Annotated in this window: 18 protein-coding genes; 14 read left to right on the top strand and 4 right to left on the bottom strand. The window is 37.3% G+C overall.

The window, feature by feature from the left end; translation table 11 throughout:
• Positions 1-102 precede the first annotated feature (102 nt).
• The 11 genes from R3E32_09835 to R3E32_09785 all read left to right on the top strand — a co-directional run bounded on the left by R3E32_09835 (position 103) and on the right by R3E32_09785 (position 13,617).
• Positions 103-1,476, top strand: coding sequence for a Na(+)-translocating NADH-quinone reductase subunit A (locus R3E32_09835; protein MEZ4885012.1), 1,374 nt, complete (start codon positions 103-105; stop codon positions 1,474-1,476).
• A 105-nt stretch (positions 1,477-1,581) separates the two neighbouring features.
• Entirely contained in the window at positions 1,582-2,802 is a 1,221-nt protein-coding gene (locus R3E32_09830; GenBank protein ID MEZ4885011.1) for an NADH:ubiquinone reductase (Na(+)-transporting) subunit B, read from the top strand.
• Positions 2,795-3,496 carry an NADH:ubiquinone reductase (Na(+)-transporting) subunit C gene (gene nqrC, locus R3E32_09825; protein MEZ4885010.1) on the top strand — a complete coding sequence of 234 codons (702 nt, stop codon included), beginning with the start codon at positions 2,795-2,797 and terminating at the stop codon, positions 3,494-3,496. The genes R3E32_09830 and nqrC overlap by 8 nt, the downstream gene beginning before the upstream one ends.
• 18 nt (positions 3,497-3,514) lie before the next feature.
• Positions 3,515-4,192, top strand: coding sequence for an NADH:ubiquinone reductase (Na(+)-transporting) subunit D (locus R3E32_09820; protein ID MEZ4885009.1), 678 nt, complete (start codon positions 3,515-3,517; stop codon positions 4,190-4,192).
• Between the two features lie 45 nt (positions 4,193-4,237).
• Entirely contained in the window at positions 4,238-4,849 is a 612-nt protein-coding gene (gene nqrE / locus R3E32_09815; protein ID MEZ4885008.1) for an NADH:ubiquinone reductase (Na(+)-transporting) subunit E, read from the top strand.
• Between the two features lie 103 nt (positions 4,850-4,952).
• The gene (gene nqrF / locus R3E32_09810) at positions 4,953-6,194 is read left to right on the top strand and encodes an NADH:ubiquinone reductase (Na(+)-transporting) subunit F (protein ID MEZ4885007.1); all 1,242 of its coding nucleotides are present in this window, start codon (positions 4,953-4,955) and stop codon (positions 6,192-6,194) included.
• A gap of 197 nt (positions 6,195-6,391) precedes the next feature.
• On the top strand, positions 6,392-7,828 hold the full coding sequence (locus tag R3E32_09805) for a nicotinate phosphoribosyltransferase (GenBank protein ID MEZ4885006.1): 1,437 nt from the start codon (positions 6,392-6,394) through the stop codon (positions 7,826-7,828).
• Between the two features lie 325 nt (positions 7,829-8,153).
• Complete coding sequence (locus R3E32_09800; GenBank protein ID MEZ4885005.1) at positions 8,154-9,254, top strand: PLAT/LH2 domain-containing protein; 1,101 nt, start codon at positions 8,154-8,156, stop codon at positions 9,252-9,254.
• A 253-nt stretch (positions 9,255-9,507) separates the two neighbouring features.
• Complete coding sequence (locus R3E32_09795; protein MEZ4885004.1) at positions 9,508-10,029, top strand: hypothetical protein; 522 nt, start codon at positions 9,508-9,510, stop codon at positions 10,027-10,029.
• Between the two features lie 192 nt (positions 10,030-10,221).
• Positions 10,222-12,549 (top strand): MMPL family transporter, encoded by a 2,328-nt coding sequence (locus R3E32_09790; protein ID MEZ4885003.1) that lies wholly within the window; start codon positions 10,222-10,224, stop codon positions 12,547-12,549.
• 87 nt (positions 12,550-12,636) lie between these two features.
• Positions 12,637-13,617, top strand: a complete 981-nt coding sequence (locus R3E32_09785; GenBank protein MEZ4885002.1) for a pyridoxal-phosphate dependent enzyme — start codon at positions 12,637-12,639, stop codon at positions 13,615-13,617.
• Here the strand turns inward: R3E32_09785 and R3E32_09780 are convergent.
• Positions 13,612-14,319: a transglycosylase SLT domain-containing protein gene (locus R3E32_09780; GenBank protein MEZ4885001.1), complete on the bottom strand. Its 708-nt coding sequence runs from the start codon at positions 14,317-14,319 to the stop codon at positions 13,612-13,614. The two genes, R3E32_09785 and R3E32_09780, sit on opposite strands and share 6 nt — an antisense overlap.
• A gap of 346 nt (positions 14,320-14,665) precedes the next feature.
• On the opposite strand from R3E32_09780, the gene R3E32_09775 reads away from it, so the two are divergent.
• On the top strand, positions 14,666-17,275 hold the full coding sequence (locus tag R3E32_09775; protein MEZ4885000.1) for a CHAT domain-containing tetratricopeptide repeat protein: 2,610 nt from the start codon (positions 14,666-14,668) through the stop codon (positions 17,273-17,275).
• A gap of 260 nt (positions 17,276-17,535) precedes the next feature.
• Here the strand turns inward: R3E32_09775 and R3E32_09770 are convergent, their stop codons facing one another.
• Both R3E32_09770 and R3E32_09765 read right to left on the bottom strand, forming a co-directional pair.
• Positions 17,536-18,606, bottom strand: a complete 1,071-nt coding sequence (locus R3E32_09770; GenBank protein MEZ4884999.1) for a M42 family metallopeptidase — start codon at positions 18,604-18,606, stop codon at positions 17,536-17,538.
• A 91-nt stretch (positions 18,607-18,697) separates the two neighbouring features.
• Entirely contained in the window at positions 18,698-19,594 is an 897-nt protein-coding gene (locus R3E32_09765; protein ID MEZ4884998.1) for a mechanosensitive ion channel family protein, read from the bottom strand.
• A 461-nt stretch (positions 19,595-20,055) separates the two neighbouring features.
• Between R3E32_09765 and hisS the strand changes: the two genes are divergently transcribed.
• A complete protein-coding gene (gene hisS, locus R3E32_09760) occupies positions 20,056-21,426 on the top strand; it encodes a histidine--tRNA ligase (protein MEZ4884997.1) in 1,371 nt (456 codons plus the stop codon).
• Positions 21,427-21,430: 4 nt separating this feature from the next.
• Positions 21,431-22,651 carry a class I SAM-dependent rRNA methyltransferase gene (locus tag R3E32_09755; protein MEZ4884996.1) on the top strand — a complete coding sequence of 407 codons (1,221 nt, stop codon included), beginning with the start codon at positions 21,431-21,433 and terminating at the stop codon, positions 22,649-22,651.
• Positions 22,652-22,666: 15 nt separating this feature from the next.
• On the opposite strand, the gene R3E32_09750 is transcribed toward R3E32_09755, so the two are convergent.
• Positions 22,667-23,029: a hypothetical protein gene (locus R3E32_09750; protein ID MEZ4884995.1), complete on the bottom strand. Its 363-nt coding sequence runs from the start codon at positions 23,027-23,029 to the stop codon at positions 22,667-22,669.
• Positions 23,030-23,413 lie beyond the last annotated feature (384 nt).

Genomic DNA, 23,413 nt, shown 5'->3' with positions numbered 1-23,413 from the left:
TCAATCATTCTCTACACACATCTCTCTCGAAAAATTGAATAAATCTTTCTATTTCTAAATCTACTTGCTACCTTTGCAGCCTATTTTAGAAAAACAGTTAAAATGGGCAAAACAATTAAACTAAAAAGAGGCTACGATATAAAAATCGTAGGTGAACCAAAGCAAGAAACTGTAAACAACCTTCAATCTCGGACTTATTCGATTAAGCCACCAAATTTTGAAGGGATGTATCCTATTCCTAAGTTATTGGTTCAAGTAGGGGACGAAGTAAAAGCTGGTGACGGCTTGTTTTTTGATAAATCCAATCCAGATATTATCTATGCTTCTCCTGTGAGTGGTGAGGTAGTTGAAGTGAGGAGAGGTCTAAAGCGTGCTATTGTTGAAGTAATTATTTTAGCAGATAACAGCATTGCTTTCAAGCAGTTTGACAAGATTAATCTTGCCTCCACTACTAAGGAAGCTATCATTCCTTTATTGCTTCAGTCAGGTTGCTGGGCGTTTTTGCGTCAAAGACCTTACAATGTTGTCGCTTCTCCTAATGATACTCCCAAAAATATTTTTATCTCTGGATTTGATACTGCACCTTTGGCTCCAGATTACAACTATGTAATGCAAGGGCAGGGAAAGTATTTTCAAGCAGGAGTGGATGTATTGAAGTATTTGACATCAGGTAAGGTTCATTTGAGTGTTAATGGTGGGGCAACACTAGCAGATGCTTACAAAAATGTGAAAGGAATTGAGATACACCAAGTAAGTGGGCCACATCCATCAGGTACAGTGGGAACTCAAATTCACCACATTGCTCCATTGGCAAAAGGAGAGGTTGTTTGGACTATCAATCCACAAGATGTGTTGGTTCTAGGACGTTTGGCTTTAGAGGGTGTTTTCAATACAGAACGTTTGGTTTCATTGGGCGGACCTGTAGTGAAAGAGCCAAAATACTACAAAACGTATTTGGGGGCAAATGTCGAAAACATGGTGAAAGGTAATCTCACAACTGATCACGTTCGATATATTAGCGGTAATCCATTGACTGGTAGTATTGTTGAGTCTAATGGACATCTTGATTTTTGGCACCACCAATTGACGGTTCTCAAAGAAGGAGATCAATATGAAATGTTTGGTTGGATATTGCCTGGTTTAGGGTGGATTCTTCCTGCAAATCGTCCAAGTGCTTCTAAAACTTTTCCCGCTTTCTTAAAACCGAATAAGAAATATGATGTTACTACGAACACCCATGGCGAACACCGTGCTTTTGTGGTGACAGGTTTGTATGAGAAAGTAACTCCAATGGATATTTATCCGATGCAATTGTTGAAATCCATCATGTATGGAGATTTCGACCAAATGGAAGGTTTGGGTATTTATGAGGTCGTAGAAGAGGATTTGGCTTTATGTGGTTTTGTATGTCCTTCAAAAACAGAAGTACAAGAAATTTTGCGTCAAGGATTGGACATGATGCGAGAGCAGGGGTAATGAAAGCTCAATCTCAAAACACAAATTCAAGTTTAAAATGCTTGACATTGTATGTTTTGAAAAATTAATAAGCAATAAAACAATTTAGCAATCTAATAGATAGATATGAGCAAGTTAGCAAAGAAACTTGAAGAATACGGTAAATCTATAAAGGACAAGAAGGTATTGCATACTGTCTTTGATGGATTTTTTACCTTCCTCTTTGCCCCAAAATCGGTAACATCTGGTCATGGGGTACACATCCGAGATGGGATGGATTTGAAGCGAACAATGGTGCATGTGGTTTTAGCCTTGCAATTTTGTTTGCTTTTTGGCATGTACAATATTGGACATCAGCACTATGTTGCCTTTGGTATGTATCCAGGTATATTTGAGGCATTTTTTACCAAATTTTTCTATGGACTTTTTCAGTTATTGCCTATAATCGTTGTGGCTCATGTAGTGGGCTTGGGAATCGAGTTTTTCTTTGCTGCAAAGAAAGGCCATGCGATTGAAGAGGGGTTTTTGGTAACAGGAATGTTGATTCCATTGATTATGCCTCCAGGTATTCCGTTGTGGATGGTAGCGATTGCTACTGCATTTGCAGTGATTTTAGGTAAGGAAGCTTTTGGAGGTACAGGTATGAATATTCTGAACATCGCCTTATTAACAAGGGTATTTATTTTCTTTGCCTATCCATCGGATATATCTGGTGATACTTGTTGGGTGGCTTATGATTACAATTTTTTACACGATATGTTTGGTTTGAGTTCTGCTACTACAGCGGGTTATGCCAATGTAGTGGATGGATTTTCAGGAGCTACACCTCTGGCACTTGCTGCTAAAGGAGGCTGGGAAGCAGTCGTTGCAAAGTATAGTGTGTCGGAGATGTTCTGGGGATGGATTCCTGGTTCAGTTGGAGAAATGAGTAAACCTGCTGTTTTGTTGGGTGCTGGAATGTTGATTGCAATGGGCGTGGCAAGTTGGAGAATCATGTTGTCTATGGTTTTGGGCGCAGCCTTTATGGGGATTATCCTTAATTTCATAGCTACTGATCCAAACTCATTTATTGCTGTACCTTTTTATTACCACTTTGTAATGGGCAGTTTCTTTTTTGCCATGGCATTTATGGCAACGGACCCTGTTACCGCAGCACAAACGAATACTGGAAAATTGGTATATGGCTTTATGATTGGAGTAATTGGTATCATTGTCAGGGTGTTGAATCCTGCCTATCCTGAGGGATGGATGTTGGCGATACTGTTTATGAATGTATTTGCTCCATTGATTGACCATTATATTTATCAAGCAAACATTAAACGCAGATTAGCAAGAAATCATGGCTGATATTAATAGTAACAATTATACCGTTGGTTATGTGGCTTTGATGACCCTTATCGTAGCTGTTGTATTGGCATTTTTGGCTACGGAACTCAAACCACGACAGGATGCAGAAGAAGCATTGGAGAAAAAGAAACAAATTCTCAATTCTGTATCTGATATTGCAGACAAGTCGATTGTTGAAGGCGAATACTCTAAGCGTATCAAGGAAGTAGTAGTTGATGCTCAAGGGAAACCTGTTGAAGGAGTTAACGCTTTTGATATTGACATCAAAAAAGAGTACCGAAAACCTATGAGTGATCGTCAATTACCTGTGTATATCTATTCAGGAGACAACAATGCTAAAAGCTATATTATACCTTTATATGGTAATGGTCTATGGGATGAAATATGGGGTTTTCTGGCATTAAAAGAAGACTTCAATACCATTGCAGGTACATCTTTTGACCACAAAGGAGAAACGCCTGGCCTTGGTGCAGAAATCACAAAAGACTGGTTTCAAGATCAATTTGTAGGCAAACAGTTGCAAACCAATGGTACTTATGCCTTCGATATTTTGAAGGGAAGAGGCAATGCTATTGAGGGGAAAGCCAACTTAGTAGATGGTATGTCTGGTGCAACTATTACAGGCAATGGTGTGGAAGATATGCTTCAAAAAGGCTACAGTAGTTATCAAGCCTATTTTAAAAATGTAAATTAATTAAACAGAAATAATATAATGAGTGAAGTAGCAGAAAAAAAAGCAGTTGTTGCCGCACCCAGTGAGCCTCTGTTTTCGGCAAAAAACAGAAGACTGCTAACCGATCCTTTTGACGATAATAATCCAATCACGGTTCAGGTATTGGGTATTTGTTCTGCTTTGGCAGTAACAACACAAGTATATCCTGCATTGGTAATGGCTATTAGTGTAACGATGGTTTGTGCTTTTTCTAATTTTGCTATCGCATTGATGCGAAATGGTATACCTCCACGTATTCGGATGATTGTCCAATTGGTAGTAATTGCTACCTTGGTAACGATTGTGGATCAATTGTTAAAGGCATTTGCTTATGATGTGAGCAAAGAGTTATCGGTTTTTGTGGGTTTGATTATCACCAATTGTATCGTAATGGGGCGTTTAGAAGCCTTTGCGATGAATAGTAAGCCATGGCCTGCTTTCTTAGATGGTATTGGCAATGGTTTGGGTTATGGTGCTATTTTGATTATAGTGGCAGTTTTGAGAGAATTTTTTGGTGCAGGCAGCATTTTGGGTTGGAAGTTGATTCCTGAAGGTGTGTATGCTGCTGGTTATGCTGACAATGGTATCATGTTGACTCCTGCTGCTGCCATGTTTGTTATTGGTATTCTTATTTGGATTCAGCGTTCTAAAAATACCAAATTGGTGGATATTTCCTAATCTAATGAAAAGCGAATTTTCATTGTCATTTTAATTATTCAAACAATGGATTTATTAAATATATTTGTCAAATCGGCTTTTGTAGAGAACATGGTGCTTTCTTATTTTTTGGGAATGTGTTCTTTTTTGGCAGTTTCAAAAACGGTCAAAACGGCTTTTGGGCTAGGGCTATCCGTTATTTTTGTATTGGCGATTACCGTTCCTATTAACTTTCTGATTAGAAAATTTTTCTTGGCAGAAGGTTCTTTGGCATGGATTCACCCTTCTTTTGCGTCGGTTGACCTCACTTTTCTGCAACTAATTATCTTCATTGCTGTTATTGCATCAATGGTACAGTTGGTAGAAATGGTGATTGAAAAAGTATCTCCTGCATTGTACAATTCATTGGGTATTTTCTTGCCTTTGATTACTGTAAACTGCTCTATTCTTGGAGGTTCTCTTTTTATGGTTCAAAAAGAGTATGATTTTATTCAATCAAGTGTGTTTGGAGTAGGAGCGGGGTTTGGTTTTTTTCTCGCCATTGTCGCTATTGCTGCTATTCGTGAAAAAATACGCTATTCACATGTTCCTGCACCTTTGCGTGGCTTAGGAATTGCGTTTATTATCACTGGCTTGATGGGGATTGCGTTCATGAGTTTCATGGGTATCAAATTGTAAGAAATCAAACTTAGAATGAAAATGAAAATCAAAAAATGATTGATGATAAATCATTTTAGATTTTCTTAAAATCATTAAATATTTCAATTAAAAAATCAATAATATGCTTCCTGTAATTATTGGTAGTTCTGCTGCTTTTTTATTCATCATTTTATTTCTGACTGGCATATTATTGTATGCCAAAGCCAAATTGATTCCTTCTGGTGATGTCAATATTTTGGTGAATGGCGAAGAAACACTAGTGGTATCTCCTGGTCCAACTTTGCTAACAGCTCTTTCTCAGAAAAATTTGTTTTTGCCTTCTGCTTGTGGTGGAGGTGGTACCTGTGCTATGTGCAAATGTCAGGTAATAGAAGGTGGTGGCGATGTGTTGCCTACCGAAATGAATCACCTTACACGAAAAGAGGCACAAAATCACTGGCGTTTGGCTTGTCAAGTGAAAGTGCGAGGGGATATGACCGTAGAAGTTCCAGAAGAGGTATTTGGTATCAAAAAGTGGGAATGTGAGGTTGTTTCTAATGGGAATGTGGCCACTTTTATCAAAGAGTTTGTGGTAAAACTTCCTCCTGGTGAATTTTTGGAATTTGAATCTGGTGGCTATGTCCAGATAGATGTTCCTAAATGTGAGGTAGAATACAAGGATATTGAAGTGGAAACAGAATACCGTGAAGATTGGGATAAATTTAATATGTGGAATTTAAAAATGAAAAATCCTGAACCTATCTTCCGTGCCTATTCTATGGCGAATCACCCAGCCGAAGGAAACATTGTGATGCTCAACATCCGTATTGCTTCTCCACCTTGGGACAGAGCCAAAAACCAATTCATGGACGTGAATCCAGGTATTTGTTCTTCTTACGTATTTTCTCGCAAACCAGGTGATAAGGTGACTATCTCGGGGCCTTATGGTGAGTTTTTCATCAAACCGACCAAGAAAGAAATGGTTTACATTGGTGGTGGTGCAGGTATGGCACCTCTACGCTCTCACCTTTTCCACTTGTTTCACACAGAAAAGACCCGTGACCGTAAGATTTCTTATTGGTATGGTGGACGTTCTGTAAGAGAGTTATTTTATGTAGATCAATTCGAAGATATTGAAAAGGAGTACGATAATTTCTCTTTTCACATCGCACTTTCTGATCCTCTTCCAGAAGATAATTGGACTGGACTCAAAGGGTTTATACACCAAGTATTGTTGGATAGCTACTTGAAAAACCATGAGGAACCAGAAGAAATCGAATATTATATCTGTGGTCCTCCTGCGATGTTGGCAGCAGTATTGAAAATGTTGGACGATTTAGGTGTTCCAAGTGAAAATATTGCTTTTGACGATTTTGGAGGATAATTTGTAAACTTCAAAATCAATATAAAATTGAAAGCCATCAAAATCAGATTGATTTTGATGGCTTTTTTAGTTAACAGAATAGGACTAAATTATCAATCAAAAAAAGTGAAGGAGGTAAAAAAAAATCCTTCAAATGGAACAAAATCCACCTACACTGCGTTAATACTCCAAAATTAACTTAGTGTAAAAAAAACACCATGAAATTATCCAATATTTACAGCACCTCTTTGAGCCTCCTCACAGATCTCTACCAATTGACAATGGTGTATGGTTATTGGAAAAACGGAATAGCGGAACAAGAAGCCGTTTTTCACCTCTTTTTCAGAAAGTTACCCTTCAATGGCAACTATGCAGTTTGTTGTGGCTTGGAAACTGCAATTTCTTATATAGAGGAGTTTCGATTTGAAGAAGATGATCTTCACTATTTGCAGACTTTGGAAGGAAACGATGGCAAACCATTGTTTGAAAAAGGTTTCATAGATTTTCTACGAACATCTGAATTGACATTGGACATTGACGCAATTGCAGAAGGAACACTGGTTTATCCGCATGAACCTTTAATGCGGGTGAAGGGTCCTTTGTGGCAGTGTCAAATGTTGGAAACAGCATTGTTGAACATTGTAAATTTTCAAACATTGATAGCCACCAAATCTGCACGGGTTTGTCGGGCGGCAAAGGGAGAAGCGGTGTTGGAGTTTGGACTGCGGAGGGCGCAGGGAATGGATGGCGGCATCAGTGCATCGAGAGCGGCATACATTGGCGGTTGTGTGGCGACTTCTAATGTATTGGCTGGCAAGTTGTTTGACATTCCTGTGAAAGGTACTCATGCCCATAGTTGGGTAATGTGTTTTGACGAAGAATTGGAAGCTTTTGAAGCCTATGCTGCTGCTATGCCGAACAATTGTATTTTTTTGGTGGACACTTACGATACGATTGAAGGGGTAAAAAATGCGATTGAAGTGGGAAAAAAATTGCGGAAACGGGGGTATGAAATGGTCGGTATTCGTTTGGATTCTGGCGACATGGCGGCTTTGAGCATTGCTGCAAGAAAACTGCTGGATGAGGGTGGTTTTGAAGGGGCTGCAATTGTGGCAAGCAGTGATTTGGACGAGTACAAAATCGAGGAATTGAAGGCTCAAGGTGCAAAAATCACCGTTTGGGGAGTCGGCACTAAACTGGCGACGGCTTATGATCAAGCGGCTTTGGGCGGAGTGTATAAATTGGCGGCTATCCGAGATAAAGGCTCGAATGAATGGGAATACCGCATCAAACTTTCAAATACGCCTATCAAAACGTCTAATCCTGGGATATTGAAGGTGAAACGGTTTTTTGAAGGGGAAAAACCTGTGGCGGATGTGGTTTACAACGAGTTGTACGGAGAAAGGATTGAAGGTTTTGTTAATTTTGATTCTGAATTGAAGGTGGCTATTTCATCGCATTTGAAGGGGGTTGATTTACTACAAGCTATTTTTAGGAAAGGAAAATTGGTACATCAATTTCCTACTATTCACCAAATTAGGGTGTTTTGTATAAACCAATTGAAGGAGATGGGTGAAATGAAAAATTATGGAGTGGGTTTGGAGAGGTCGCTATATGAATTGAAGAAACGCATGTTGGGGAATGAAAATAAATAAATAGTTCAGGTAATTTCTACTAGATACAGAAGCACAGAGGTACAGGGTTTTGATTATCAAAACACCACGAAATATTGATAAATCAGCCTACAAAAGTTTTAAAAACTTTTGTAGGCTTTCTGTTGATGATTTTAAATTAAAATTCTGATTGTTAATATTTTGCGGTTTTTTTGGGGTCAATAAGCTCATAAAATCACCGTTACAGTAGAAAAGAATTTCCGATTTTTTCCAAATCCATTCCGCCATTTCATCCAATGAAGGTGACAGTTCAAGGGAACACAATTGCAACCTTGAACCTTTTTAACTCCTTTAAAACCTTTTTAAGATGAAACGATTAACTATTCTTTTTGTATGTTTTTTGGCTCTTCAATTTGCTAGTTTCAATCACTTATTTGCTCAGCCAAGAAGAACTACCGTTGATCACCGAAAGTCAACGACTTTACCTACCTTTAAAGCGACTAGAGCGATTAAAACTGCTCCTGTTGCTACTACACCGACTCCAAGTAATTCAGGTGTTAGCTACAAAACAAGCAGTGGGACATCCGATTTTTTACCTTCTCGACCAGCTAATTTTGAAGATGTGGCAGTTTGGCGATTGCAGGTGAAAATCACAACAGATGGACGGGACGATGCTGATACGGACGATACTGCATATATTCAGATTGGAAACAGCACCCAAAATCGTTTTTACCTCGACAAAGGAGGAGATGATAGGGAGCGAAATCATACAGATGTGTATGACCTTGTGAATGTGGGAGTCAACAAAATTGGCGACATTCGCTTTTTGAAGATAGCCAAAATAGGTACGGATGGTTGGTGCATCAAAAATATAGATATCATGGTAAACAATGTTGCGACACCTTTGTACAGAAAATCTTTTGGTTCTTGCCAATGGATTGATGGAAACGATGGGCATCCTTCCTCTATTACTATATCCAGCAGTGAGTTGCGTCAATATGGGGGTTGGAAATATACGAGCCAAAATCAGGGAAGCATCTGGTTGCCACCTTTGGGAATTTTACCTCGTGATATGTTTGAAAATATTGTGGAGAGTTTGTTTGGGCATCTTCGACATGTACAAAGTAACTTGAAAGGTATTTATTGGGGACACTATTATGGTAATGGATGGGTAGAAGCTGCGTATAAAGCGGGCGATAATCCTACGCTTCACTTCGATTTGGACTTGGCAAAGGATGTAAACAATTTCTTTGACCCTGAGATAGATGTGGATTTTGATTTGGTGTTTATTTGTGCAAATGGCAAAATTAGCTTGGAGCTTCAAAACCCAGTTGTAGAGGCATTTTATTGGGGCAGCATTAGCATTTTTACGACCAATTTAGATGACTACAATTTGGGTAACTTCAATACGCCTTTTTGTCCAAGTATCAAAGTAAATGGGGATGGAAGTGTGAGAGTGGGATTGTAAATGTGAGATTTGTAAATTGCACAATATTATAGAACGATGAAAAATAAGCTGCTTTTTTTTACAAAAAATAAGCAGCTTATTTTGTTTTAATGAAACTTTTTGGGAACAATTATTGTAATATTGGATGGTTACTATTCAAATAGTTTTAGTCTAAAGAATACTTTTCAAAAAGTAATCTTCTAAACACACTAAAAAACTTGTTTTTTAGTTTTAGTAGTAGGAAATTATTTAACAATACTTTAATCAATCGTGTATGAAATCTCTTAATTTATTAACCCTCTTATTATTAGGTACTTTGTTGTTTGTCGGCTATAACAACGATGCTGCTGCTCAAACTACCAAAGACAACTCTCTTTTGGACAAAGTGTACAATTATTTTGCAGGGGAGTCAGAAACGGCATCATTTTATAACAACCGCACTCGTAAAAATGTAAGTGTGAGTATTGGAGATTTGAGTTGGACTGACAAATCAAGTCTTTCAAACAGTATTTTTAGTGCATTCAGAGGCAACGAAAGCCTTGAAGTAGATGAATTGACTTTTGCTCCTGACTTTGAAGACGGCTATTTCTATCTTTCTTTTAATAGCGAAGAGGAAGAACCATTGAAGGTGATGATTTTGGATGTTGCAGGACGTGAAGTTCACAACGAGTCTTTGAGTGATTTTTCAGGAACTTATGAAGCGATGGTACATGTACCCGCAGATGAAAAAGGTACTTACTTTTTGAAGGTGATTCAAGGTTTTGAATTGATGAATAAAAAATTGGTAATAGAATAAAAAATATATTTTATAATTCAATATAATATAAGGCGAGTATTCAATACTCGCCTTTTTTATTGCCTCTACCCAACATTTTTTTAACTATATTTGCCGACATTTTTTGATAAATAGTCTATTCAATTTCTACAATCATCTTACTAATAAACTGTTTGTCATTTATTTAAAAATTTCTCTGAGGCATAGACATTTATGTGGCGATATATAGCAAACTTCATTATTCAATACAAGTTTCCTTTGCTGTTTTTAGTATTGGTACTCACTACTTTTATGGCATACAAGGGGCGTAATGTGGAAATAGACTATCAGTTTGCGCCCATTATTCCTAAAGAAGATTCTCGATATATAGAAAACAAAGAGTTTCGAGAGCGATTTGGTGAAGATGCCAACCTTATGATTGTAGGGCTGCAAAGTGATGTCTTTTTTGAGCAGGAAATGTTTGGAGATTGGTATGAAATGGGCAATCGAATGAAGGAAATTGAAGGAGTAGCCGCCATTATTTCTCCTGCTCATACCTCAATTTTGGTGAAAGATACAGTAAACAAACGTTTTGAAGTTAAATCAATTTTGACAAAAAGACCTGATAATCAACAGGTGGTTGATAGCCTTCGAAAGCTAATTTTCAGTATGCCCTTTTATGAAGGTTTGCTTTACACCTCCTCCAAAGATTTCTTTTTGATGGGTATTACCATTGATGATAAATTTCTGAATAACAAAAGTAGGGATGAATTGATAGCGAAGGTCTTAGTCCAAGCGAAAACTTTTGAAGATAAACACCAAGCGAAGTTGCGCTATTCTGGACTACCTTATATGCGAAGTTTTACGACTACGGTTGTGCAAAAGGAATTGAAGGTATTTCTAATTTTTTCTGTTCTCATCGCTGTGTTGATTATCTGGGTATTGTTTCGTTCCTTCAAAATTGTCTGTATTTCGTTGTTCTTGATGTTGAGTGGAATTGTGTGGGTAGTTGGATGGATTGGATTTTTCGGATTGAAAATCAATATTTTAACTGGACTTATTCCACCACTTATTGTGGTTATCAGTGTACCTAATTGTGTGTACATGATGAATCGGTTTTTTTGGGAACTGGAAGAACACGGTGACAAAAATCGTGCACTTAGAAGTACAACTAGACGAATTGGAGAGGTAATATTTTATGCCAATCTGACTACTGCCATTGGTTTTTCGGTATTCTCTTTCATCAAAAGTGCAATGCTTCGAGAATTTGGGTTAATTGCAGGTTTGAGTATTTCTGTTTTATTTATTATGACCATGATTCTGATTCCCACCTTCTTGAGTTTGGTTTCTTTAACCAAAAAGAAATATACTGAAAACAAGGGGAATGAATTGGCTCGTAAGTTTTTGGCGAAACTTAGTGATTGGGTGTATTACCGTCGGAAAGCGATACGCTGGTCTGGTTTTCTCATCTTTTTGTTTTCTTTGGTGATGGTTACACAATTAGAAGAAAAAAGCTACATATTTGATGTTCTTTCAGAGGATAGTCAAGAATTTAAGGATTACAAATTTTTTGAGCAAAATCTGGGAGGTGTTTTGCCTTTAGAATTGGTGGTAGATGCTAAAAAGAAAAATTCGATAACAAAATCTACAACGCTCAAAAAATTGGAGCAGGTTGAAGCTATTTTCACAAAAGACAGCATTTTTTCGAAGCCACTTTCGGTAGTTGATGGCTTCAAAATGGTGACACAGGCGTTTTACAACGGCAACCCTAATTATTACCGTTTGCCTTCCAACCTCGACAAAAATTTTGTGTTTTCTTATTTGGCAAAAACCGAAAGAGGCGAAGGGCGAAACTTGATTGAATCGGTGACGGATTCAACAGGACAATATGCTCGTATCAGTGTGCAAATGGTTGATGTAGGTTCTCATAAAATGCAAGCGGTGATTGACAGCCTAAAAAGTAAGATTGAAAAAATATTGCCGATTGACAAATATAGAGTCAGTTATACAGGAACTAGTGTGGTGGCTTTGGCGGGCTATGACTATCTTATCAAAGGATTGATTAATAGTGTTTTGATTGCCTTTTTATTGATTTCATTGGTAATTGCTTTTTTGTTTCGCTCCACCAAAATGTTGATAATCGCCTTGATTCCCAATATTATTCCTTTGCTGTTTACGGCTGCAATGATGGCCATGTTGGGTATTTCGCTCAATCCTTCTACGGTCTTGATATTCAGCGTAGCGTTTGGTATATCGGTTGACTTCACCATTCATTTTTTGGTAAAATACCGCTTGGAAATGGAGTATTTTGAAGAGGATGTGGTGAAAGCAGTCAGTGCTTCTATTCAAGAAACAGGCTTGAGTATGCTTTATACTGCCTTTATTCTGTTTTTTGGTTTTGTCATTTTCACAGGTTCAGAGTTCAAAGGCACATTTTATTTGGGTTTGCTCACTTCAATGACGATTGTGGTAGCGATTTTTGCCAACTTGGTGTTGTTGCCTACCATTTTGATTTATTTTAGAGATAAGAACACAGATTTACCAGATGGCACTGACAAATGAGTTCTCCTATTTTATGATAGCATAAAATTCTTGAAATTTGAAGAGGATTTTTTTCATCATCATTATTGCTTTTCGTAATTTTGCCAAATGTATTACAACAATATTTTAGAAACAATTGGCAATACTCCGTTAGTTCGTCTGAACAAAGTTCCCCAAAAATATGGGGTGCGAGCAACCGTATTGGGAAAAGTAGAATTTTTCAATCCTGGAAATTCTATCAAAGATCGTATGGCTCTCAAAATGGTGGAAGATGCAGAAGCTTCTGGTGCATTGAAACCTGGCGGGACTATCATTGAAGGTACATCAGGCAATACTGGTATGGGTTTGGCGATTGCAGCGGCGGTGAAAGGCTACAAATGTATTTTTACGACAACAGATAAGCAGTCACAAGAAAAGGTAGATATCCTGAAAGCAATGGGTGCAGAAGTGATTATTTGCCCTACCAACGTAGCACCTGAAGATCCGCGCTCCTACTACTCTGTCGCAAAAAGGCTACATGAAGAAACGCCTAACTCCTTTTATGCCAATCAGTACGATAATCTTTCCAACCGACAAGCCCACTACAATACTACGGGACCAGAGATTTGGAAACAAACCGAGGGAAAAATCACCCATTTGGTTGTTGGTGTAGGAACAGGCGGAACGATTTCGGGTACGGGTAAGTATCTTAAAGAACAAAACCCTGATATTAAAATCATTGGAGTGGATACGTATGGTTCTACATTGAAGGCGTATCACGAAACGGGTGAAATCGACAATGATGAAATTTATTCTTACATCACCGAAGGTATTGGTGAAGATATTATTCCTGAAAATATTGATTTTGGCATCATTGACCAATTTGTGAAAGTAACGGACAAGGACGGCGCAGTGTTGGCAAGGGAATTGGCAACTGGCGAGGGTTTGTTTTTGGGTTATTCCTGTGGATCGGCTGTGCAAGGAATAGTAGAAATCAAAGACCAATTGACAGAAGATGATCTGGTAGTGGTGATTTTTCACGATCACGGAAGTCGTTATGTAGGAAAGGTTTACAACGATGACTGGATGAAATCGCAAAAGTTTTTATAGTTTTCGAGGCAGGCGCAGTTGTATTTCATGTCGAAGTTTTTGGTATGTATGAATCACTTCATACCGTATTCGCTGCAATGGAATTTTTTTGCGGAAAATCAGTAAAACTCCTGCAAAAAGAAAGCAATAAAAAGTAAAACTAAACTGCAAAAAACTATTGACAGTTGATTGATAAGCAATAGGATACAATCGCTGCATACGCAAATCAATATCACTAATACTTATTTCTCCATCCCGATTTTCATCCAAACCACTGTTTGCTTGATACTTTTCGCTGGGTTTTCGGTACAATACAAATTCCACATCTTTGCCAATTGCAGCTGGATATAAAATAGCTAAATATAGATCAGTAATATTGTTGTAATTTACCTTTCTTGTTTCCTTCACACCTTTTAAATAAGTATGTACATAATCAAGTTGTTGAACATGATTGAGGTTTCTCATTTGTTCTACGGTGATGTCCATATCAATGGCAGTAGTGGGTAAAAATTGAATCAAACCTGCTGCACCGCTGCCTTTCAAATTGACGACCGAAGCATCTAATTTGGATTCGGAGTGCATAATTGCCATTAACCAATTGGGATGTATGTCTAATTTATTGCTAATATTTCTCACTTTTTTTTCAAAGTCGTCAATGTCTCTAACATAGACTCTCGCTTTGTCCTTCAAATAAAGTTCTTTGGTTTGAAAAAATTTAGTCAAAGAACTTAGTGAATTCAGATATGGATAAAGTAGTAGCATAACAATTATGATTACCAATCCCTTGATAAATGATTTGTCCTTTAAATAGTTTGTCATCTATTTAATTGTATGTGATTAAAAAAAGGTGAAGATTGACTAAAGGTTGTAAATTGAGAAGGTTCACGCTGATACACAACCTTATTAACCCCAAAAACCTCAAAAAAGTTCCTTATTGTCATAAAATTGTTTGCTTGCAAATATTTAATAGTTAAATACTTGTGAAACTTTTTGACCTTTATACCTATTTTCCCTAATTTTACTTTTTAGGTCATTTATACGGTAATTTATTTTGGATGTGATTTAATACATGGACAATAAAGAAAATATACATATTATAGGCGATGGCTATTGGGAAGCTGTAAAAAACATTCATAATCAAGGAAATGAGTGTTTTGACGAAGGTAATTATGATATTGCTTTGGCTTGTTTTGAACAAGCTTTAGATCTTCGTATACGTGGATTGGGTAAAACACATCTTGATGTTGCAGATTCATACAATAATATTGGCAATACTTATTACTACAAAGGTCTGTACAACAAAGCCTTGCGATACCATTTGGAATCAAAAAATATCAAAACAAATTTATTGGGAGAGGATAATATTGCTTTGGCTGTCACGTACAATGGCATAGGTATTTGTTATGATGCACAAGGATTTTACAACAAAGCATTGGCATATTACAATAAATCATTGGATTTGCGAATCCGTTATTTGGGAAGCGAACATTCTTCGGTGGCACAAAGCCTGAATAATTTAGGACTTTGTTATCATAGCAAAGGAACTTATGATACAGCACTTGTTTACTTACAAAAAGCCTTAAAGATTAGACAACAACATTTTGGGGAAGACCATTGGAGTGTGGCGCAAACACTTCTAAATATGGGGGCTTGTTATTTTAGCAAAGATAAGCACGATGAGGCTTTGCATTTTTACAACAAGTCATTGAAGATAAAACAAGCGATTTATGGCGATCACCATCCAAATATTGCAAGTGTTTTGGATAATATTGGATTTTGTTATCGGCAGAAAGGTATGTTTGATGTAGCTTTAAATCACCACAATATGGTTTTGACTATCCGCCAAAAGACATTGGCGAGCGACCATCCAAGTTTGGCGATTACATACAATAATATAGCAAATTGTTTGCAGGAAAAAGGGTTTTTTGTAGAAGCATTGTCTTATTGTCAAAATGCATTGCAAATTGTTATTCCACAGTTTTCGCCCGAAAATATCCTCGAAAATCCATCCATTCACCAATATATGGATGCTCATATTTTATTGGAGATACTGCAATCCAAGGCGATATGTTTCCAAAGTATGCACCTATCAAAAACGGAAAATAAAAATACAGATTATGGTCGATTGGCATTGAAGACTTATCAGTTGGCGGCAAAATTGATGACACAACTAAGACGAGGCTACAAAGCAGAGAGTACTCATTTGACCTTGGCAGAAAAAGCACATCAAATGTATGAGGCTGCTATAGAGACAGCTATTAAAAATGATGCAACGAATTTGGCTTTTACTTTTGCGGAACAAGGAAAAGGGATGGTCCTGTTGGGGTCATTGAAAGATATTGATGCACGCTTGGCATCTGATATTCCCGAAAAATGGCTCAATGAGGCCTACGATTTGCGAATTTCACTTACGGAGTTGGACAATGCGATTAATCGAGAGCGGTGTAAGGTGGAGATTGAGCGAAATTTGGAGCAGTTGCGGCAATGGCAAAATCAACACTTTGATTATCAGCGTGACTATGAATCACTGATTGAGAAGTTGGAAAAAGAATATCCCAATTATTTTCAACTCAAATATAAAGTACATAACATTGTTGTTCAGGAGCTTCAAAAATCACTGGATAACCAAACGGCAATTGTGGAGTTTTTTGTAGGGAGACATCAAACGTATCTTTTTGTAATAGGCAGAGCATTTGTACTCACTAAGTGTATTGTTATTTCGGAATCTACACTGAATGAACAAATTGCAGATTTCATTGAAGCTATTTATGCTGAAAACGCCAAAGAATATCAGCAATTGGCTTATGCTCTTTACGAAACTTTGCTGAAGCAGAGTTTGCAAAATGAGTTGTTCGATACTATTCAATATTTACACATAATCCCTGACGGTGATTTGGGTTTTTTACCTTTTGAAACACTGCTTACCCAAAAACCATCTTCTCTAAGATATGCAGAAATGCCGTATTTGGTGAATAATTATGCCATTAGTTATCATTATTCGGCTACTTTGTGGCATTATGGAAAGAACAAGCAAAAGAGTGAACTTTCCTCCAGTTTTAGTTTTGTAGGATTTGCACCTGTTTATCAAGACATTGGGCTTAATTATAAAACACTCTATCACTCTGCTGCCGAAATTGAAGGAATAAAAACTGCTTTTGAAGAAAAAGGATATGAAGCAGCTATATTCTTACACTCGGCAGCCTCCAAAGAACATTTTAAACAACATGTCATTGATTACAAATATGTGCATATTGCAGCACATGCCTTTGGTCAGCCTTATTTTGAACAGGAAGAGGCTTATTCTTCGGATGGTATTGTTTTTTCTTTCCAGAAAGATGATTTAGAAGGTATTTTGACTATGGCTGAAATTTACAATCTTTCACTAAATGCCGATTTAGTTGTTGTGAGTTGTTGTGATAGTGGTGTTGGAAAAGTAGCCAAAGGAGAAGGTGTGATGGCGATTAATCGAGGGTTTTTGTATGCTGGCGCAAGGAATGTAATTTATACACTCTTCAAGGTTTATGACCGACATAGCGCAGAATTGATGCAGTATTTGTACCAAGATATTCTTGCCCAAAAAGCCTATGGTTCATCTCTTCAAGCTTCTAAAATAAAAATGATAACACAAGGTTATGCTCCAAAATATTGGTCGGGTTTTGTGCATATTGGTAGTCAGTAAGCAGCTAATCAAATGATAAACAGATGGCTGCAAAACCTCCATTTTTGAAATTGAGGTTCATTGAAGATTTTGGTAAGAAACTTTTGAAGTTTATTCTCAAAGGCGTAAGATATTTAGATTTTGGACAAAGGAGTAAAGAAGTGAGAATTTAATTAATTGATAACAAATTATTTGCACCTAATCACATTAATGGTTTAAGATTTTGATTAGCAATCTTTTATATCTTGCTTCCTACTTCTTTCGTCCAAAGTCTAAAGAAGTCAATACCTTCTTTTGTGCGCCCAATCGTACTGATCCACATTCTTGATGCATACCTTCAACAATTCAATTGTTGCTCTAATATCCTCTTTGTGTGCCATTTCGATAACCTGATGAATGTGTCGAGTAGGGATAGAAACTGCTCCAACAATGGCACCGCCAGCGGTCATGCGTTGCATTCCTGCTGAATCTGTACCTCCAGCTGTCAAAATTTCGGGCTGCCATTTGATGCTATGGTTTTGTGCCAGTTGTTTCATGTAGGCAACCATTCGGTAATCACAAACTACCGAAGAATCCATAATTTTGATACCAACGCCACTACCCAAAGCTGTCACCTGTTCAGATGCACTTGAACCTGGGACATCAAAGGCAATCGTGGTGTCAATACAAAAACCAAAATCGGGTTGAATCGCCAAACTTGAAACATTAGCACCTCTAATGCCAATTTCTTCTTGCACAGTAAAAACTGCATAGACATCATAAGGTGGAATTTCTTTCATTTCTCTAAGCATCTCAATCTGAATGAAAACCGATACCCGATTGTCAATAGATTTGCAGTTTACACAATCCCCCATTTCAATCAGTTCACGTTCACGGGTAATTGGATCACCGATAGTGATGTATTTTTCAACTTCTTCTTTACCCATGCCCATATCAATAAAATAATCATCAATGCGTGGGTTTTTGTTGCGCTCTTCGGGAGTCATCAGGTGAATAGGTTTAGAACCCATCACTCCAATTAAATTCTTCGAACCATGTACTTTCACCCTTTGAGCGGTCAAGGTTTTTGGATCGAAACCACCCAATGTGTGAAACTTAATAAACCCCTTATCATCAATGTATTTGACGATAAATCCAATCTCATCCATGTGAGCAGTCAACATGATTTTTTTATCACTACTACGTCCTTTTTTAATGGCCGTCACATTACCCATATTATCCACCTCCACTTTATCTACAAGTGGCGTCACCTCACGAAGGATTACTTCACGTATGGGCTGCTCAAAACCTGGTGCACCTTCCACCTCACAGATTTCTTTTAGAAGAGCTACATTGATATTCTTGTTCGACATACTACAATTTTTATTAGTGTTGGATGCAAATATAGAAAAATAACAGGATAAGTTATTTGACAATTAATGCTAAAACAAAACATCAAGCCTGTTAAGTTTTTGGCGTTGAATTTGAATCTAATAAAGTATTTTTGTGAATGATTACCTGATGAGGATAAGGAATTTCGATATTGGCTATTCTGAATTGTTCTATCAAAACTTTATTCATGTCGCAGGTCATATCAAAACCATCACCATTATTTGCTGTCCAACACCAAGCACGAAGCCGAATCCCATATTCTTCAAGTTTCAATACTCTGACCTTTACTTTTGGCTCCCCTTCCTGTTTCTGCAATTCGGTTCGAGTATCTATACAAAGAGGATGGTTCTCAATGTGTTCTCGCATAACCTCCATTGCTAAATCCATATCGGAGTCATACGCAATGCTAACTTCAATAAACTTACACACACGAGGATCATTGAGATGGGCATTGAGAATAATTTTTTCACTCATTACTGAGTTGGGAATCACAATTCGGCGATTTTCAGGGCTTTTCAGAATTGTATGTCGTAAGGTAACATCTTCCACAACACCAAAAGTAGTTTGGTCAATAATCAAATGGTCATTTACTCGAAATGGTCTAAAAACGATGATAAACAGACCACTAATTATATTAGAAAACGCACTTTGAGATGCAAAACCTACAATGGCTGCCAAAATCCCTGCACCTGCTAACAAAGAGGTCGAAACACTGCGAAGCGAAGGAATGGCATAAACGGCTACACTAAATCCCAAAATATAGATAAAGGCTCTACCTAAATGTTTGATAAATTGATAACTTGTTGGGTCATTGTTGATTAAAGCTGTAGAACGAAGGATGTAGCGGTCAAAAATACGGGCAAACAATTTGGCAAACAGCCAAGTTACAAATAATATCACCAACACATAGCCGATTAACCACGGCATTTCTAAGAACAACTTATCCTCAAAAAATTTTTTAAAAGTCATAATAAATAAATTAAAAAAATAATGAAAAAAAAACTTATAATCAGTTTGTTTAAAAAATCAACTTGACATTTATATTGGACTTTGGACGAAAGAAATAGGAAGCAAGATGCGAGATATAAAGAATTGATAATCAAAATTTAATCCATTGATTCGATTAGGCGTGAATAATTGATTATCAATCAATTGAATTTTTACTTCTTGCATCTTTGCTCCTTCGTCCAAAGTCTAAATTTAAAGGAGACTTCCATTGCCAAAGTTTTACAATGCAAGGAACTAAAAATAAGTGAACACAGTTGAAGTATTCAATTGCAAAATTACAACCATTAGTAGGAATGAAAATCAAAATTGAAATAAAAATGTAAAAGGATATTTGAAGTGATTTCATTTTAATTTTCACTTTCATTTTTATTGGGTATTTATCTTGTCTATTTTTGCAACGAAAATTTAACAATTAAAAAACTATGAAACCAAGTTTACCTCAAGGAACACGAGATTTTGGAGCAGAAGAACTGCAAAAGCGGTATTTCATAATGGATACAATAAGAGCAGTGTATGAAAAATATGGTTTTCAGCCGCTCGAAACGCCTACCATGGAAAACCTTTCTACACTTACTGGAAAATATGGTGATGAAGGAGATCAGTTGTTGTTTAGAATCATGAATCAAGGTAGAAAAGTAGAAAAGGCGAATGTCAAAGCTTTTGAAGAAAAGGATTATGGAAAATTTGTTGCCTCTTTGTGTGAGAGAGGCTTACGCTATGATTTAACTGTTCCTTTTGCTCGGTATGTGGTTATGAATCAACACAATTTGGCTTTTCCCTACAAACGCTATCAGATTCAACCAGTTTGGAGGGGGGATAGGCCTCAAAAAGGGCGGTATAGAGAATTTTACCAATGTGATGCAGATGTTATCGGCTCAGAATCTTTGCTCAATGAAGTAGAACTTACCCAGATACTGGATGAGGTCTATACCAAACTTGGCGTGAACGTAGAGATTAGACTCAATAATCGGAAGGTGCTGATTGGGATTGCAGAAGTGATTGGGGCAGCAGACAAATTTATGGACATTACGATTGCGATAGACAAGCTCGATAAAATTGGTATTGAAGGTGTAGCTAAAGAATTGTTGAGTAGAGGAATTTCACAGGAAGCTATTGACAAAATCAAAATCTTTTTAGATACCACGGGTTCAAACGCTGATAAGATGGCTGTTTTGGAGCAAGGCTTGGCCGATTCTCCCGTTGGCTGCAAAGGTGTCGAAGAGTTGAAAACGGTACTTGGATATTTAAACAAACTTGATTTTCAACAAGAAGTAGTATTAGATATTACTTTGGCTCGTGGATTAAATTACTACACAGGTACGATTTATGAAGTGAAGGCCAAAGATGCACAAATGGGTAGCATCAGTGGCGGAGGTCGTTACGATGATTTGACGGGTAATTTTGGATTGAAGGGAATGTCGGGAGTAGGTATTTCTTTTGGTTTGGATAGGATTTACGATGTGATGGAAGAGTTGGGTCTGTTTGAAAACCTCGCTACAAACACGACCAAAGTTTTGTTTATCAATTTTGGTGGAACCTCCGAAGAATATGCTTTCCAATTGCTGCAAAAGTTTAGACAGGCAAATATTGCATCTGAGCTTTTTCCAGATGATGTTAAAATGGTGAAACAGATGAAATATGCCAATGCCAAGAATATTCCTTTTGTGGTATTTGTTGGTGAGGAGGAAATGGAAGCGAGTTCGTTGAAATTGAAGAATATGGAAAGTGGAGAACAGAATAGCATGAGCCTAAATGAGGCGATTGCAATCATAAGAGGTCAAAATTTAAAATAAGCAAGTGCAACAAATATACCCAAAAATAAGCCTCAAGGCTTCAAAAGTAGCTGCTGTTCATCGCCGACATCCGTGGATTTTTTCGGGAGCCATCCAAACAATTGAAGGGCAACCAAAAGAAGGGGAGATAGTCAGTGTATTTACTCCGCAAAATCGGCACATTGCCACAGGTTACTACTCCAAACAGGGTAGTATTTCAGTGCGTGTATTGACCTTTGAAGAAGAAGCCATTGATCTTCAATTTTGGAAACGAAAACTGCAACAGGCTTATGACTATCGAAAAGCCATTGGATTGATTGATAGCGAACAGACCAATGTCTTTCGGTTGGTGAATGCAGAGGGGGATGGACTTTCGGGTTTGATTATAGATTATTACAACGGCACTGCCGTATTGCAAGCCCACTCAGTAGGAATTTTTCAGCAAAGGCATGAGATTACTGCTGCATTGAAGGAAGTGATGGGTGCCAAACTAAAAGCTGTGTATGATAAATCACTGACATTTAATAAGAATGAGCAAAAAAATACTATTGACGAAGCATCTATTTCTTCCTTCAATCCTTATCTCCTCGGCAATTTGGAGCAAAAAAATGTTTCTGAAAATGGCCATTTATTCAAAGTAGATTGGGAAAAGGGGCAAAAAACAGGTTTTTTTATTGACCAACGTGACAATCGACAACTGCTCGCCCAATATGTAGCCGACAAATCGGTTTTGAATACATTTTGTTATTCAGGCGGTTTTTCGGTCTATGCACTAAAGGCTGGTGCTTCGTTGGTACATTCAGTCGACAGTTCTCAAAAAGCAATAGATTGGACTGATGAAAATGTACTTATAAATAATCTTCAATCGGAGCAAAATAAACATCAATCATTTACAGCTGATGTGATGACTTTTTTGAGTGAGCCACCTCAACAATATGATGTAATCGTATTAGACCCACCTGCGTTCGCCAAAAGTCTCAAAGCCAGACACAGAGCAATGAAAGCCTATAGACGCTTGAACGCAAAGGCATTGAAGCAAATCAAGTCTGGAGGTATTTTGTTTACTTTTTCTTGTTCGGGAGTTGTCGAAAGACAATTGTTTGAAGATACGGTTCGTTCTGCTGCAATTGAAGTAGGGCGCACAGTCCGAATATTGCACTACCTAAGCCAACCTGCAGATCATCCGATTAATATTTTTCATCCAGAAGGGCATTATTTGAAGGGATTGGTCTTGTATGTCAATTGACTTTAATAGGAGTTCTTATCTTCCTATTATCAACAAACAAGCTGCAATCAATACGATTTTTGAAAGAATGGCTTGAAAACGGTAATTATTGGGGTATAAAGTGAATGGCTCGCCCTGCAAATCAATCATCAGCACTTCAAACATAATAAGTCCGATAGCAAAGGCTGCGGTGTATTGTGCATAAAAATCAATGACAAAAAACAACCCAATCACACTATAAAGCATGACCTGTAGCCATCTTATAGGCAGGTAAGCCTTGTGATTTTCCAAGCGTTTTTTTTGATCCTCTAATCTGAGCAGAAAGGAAGCAAATTGAAGAAAAAAATACAATCCCACCAAAATGCGGCCAATAACCTTTACATAATAATCGTATCCCATAAAAATATATGCTTGTTGCACACTATGAAAATGTACATGAATATAATTTCAATGCATTGCAAAAGATTATTGGGTTGAGTTTAACAAAAAGAGCTACAAATATACAAAAAATGTGGGATGCTAAAGGTTGCCAACAAAATAAACACCATATTTGAGGTGGAGACTTTTGAAGTGTACTCTTTGAAGAATATTGATTTTCATTGCAATAGAGAACCTTTGATGCAAAACCTCAAGAGTCTAAATTGGGTTTTTTTTTTATTGACGTTCCTATATTAAAATAGTCTGCAGTGCTTTTTTAATAAATTGATAGTCAGGTGATTAGAAAACAGAGCGAATTTTTGTAACTATTTGATAATCAAATTTCTGCACCTCTCTGTCTCTGCG

This window comes from Chitinophagales bacterium (assembly GCA_041392475.1).
Taxonomy (GTDB): domain Bacteria; phylum Bacteroidota; class Bacteroidia; order Chitinophagales; family UBA2359; genus JAUHXA01.
The sequence above is the reverse complement of the archived record's forward strand: the minus strand, read 5'-3'. Positions and strand labels throughout refer to the sequence as shown.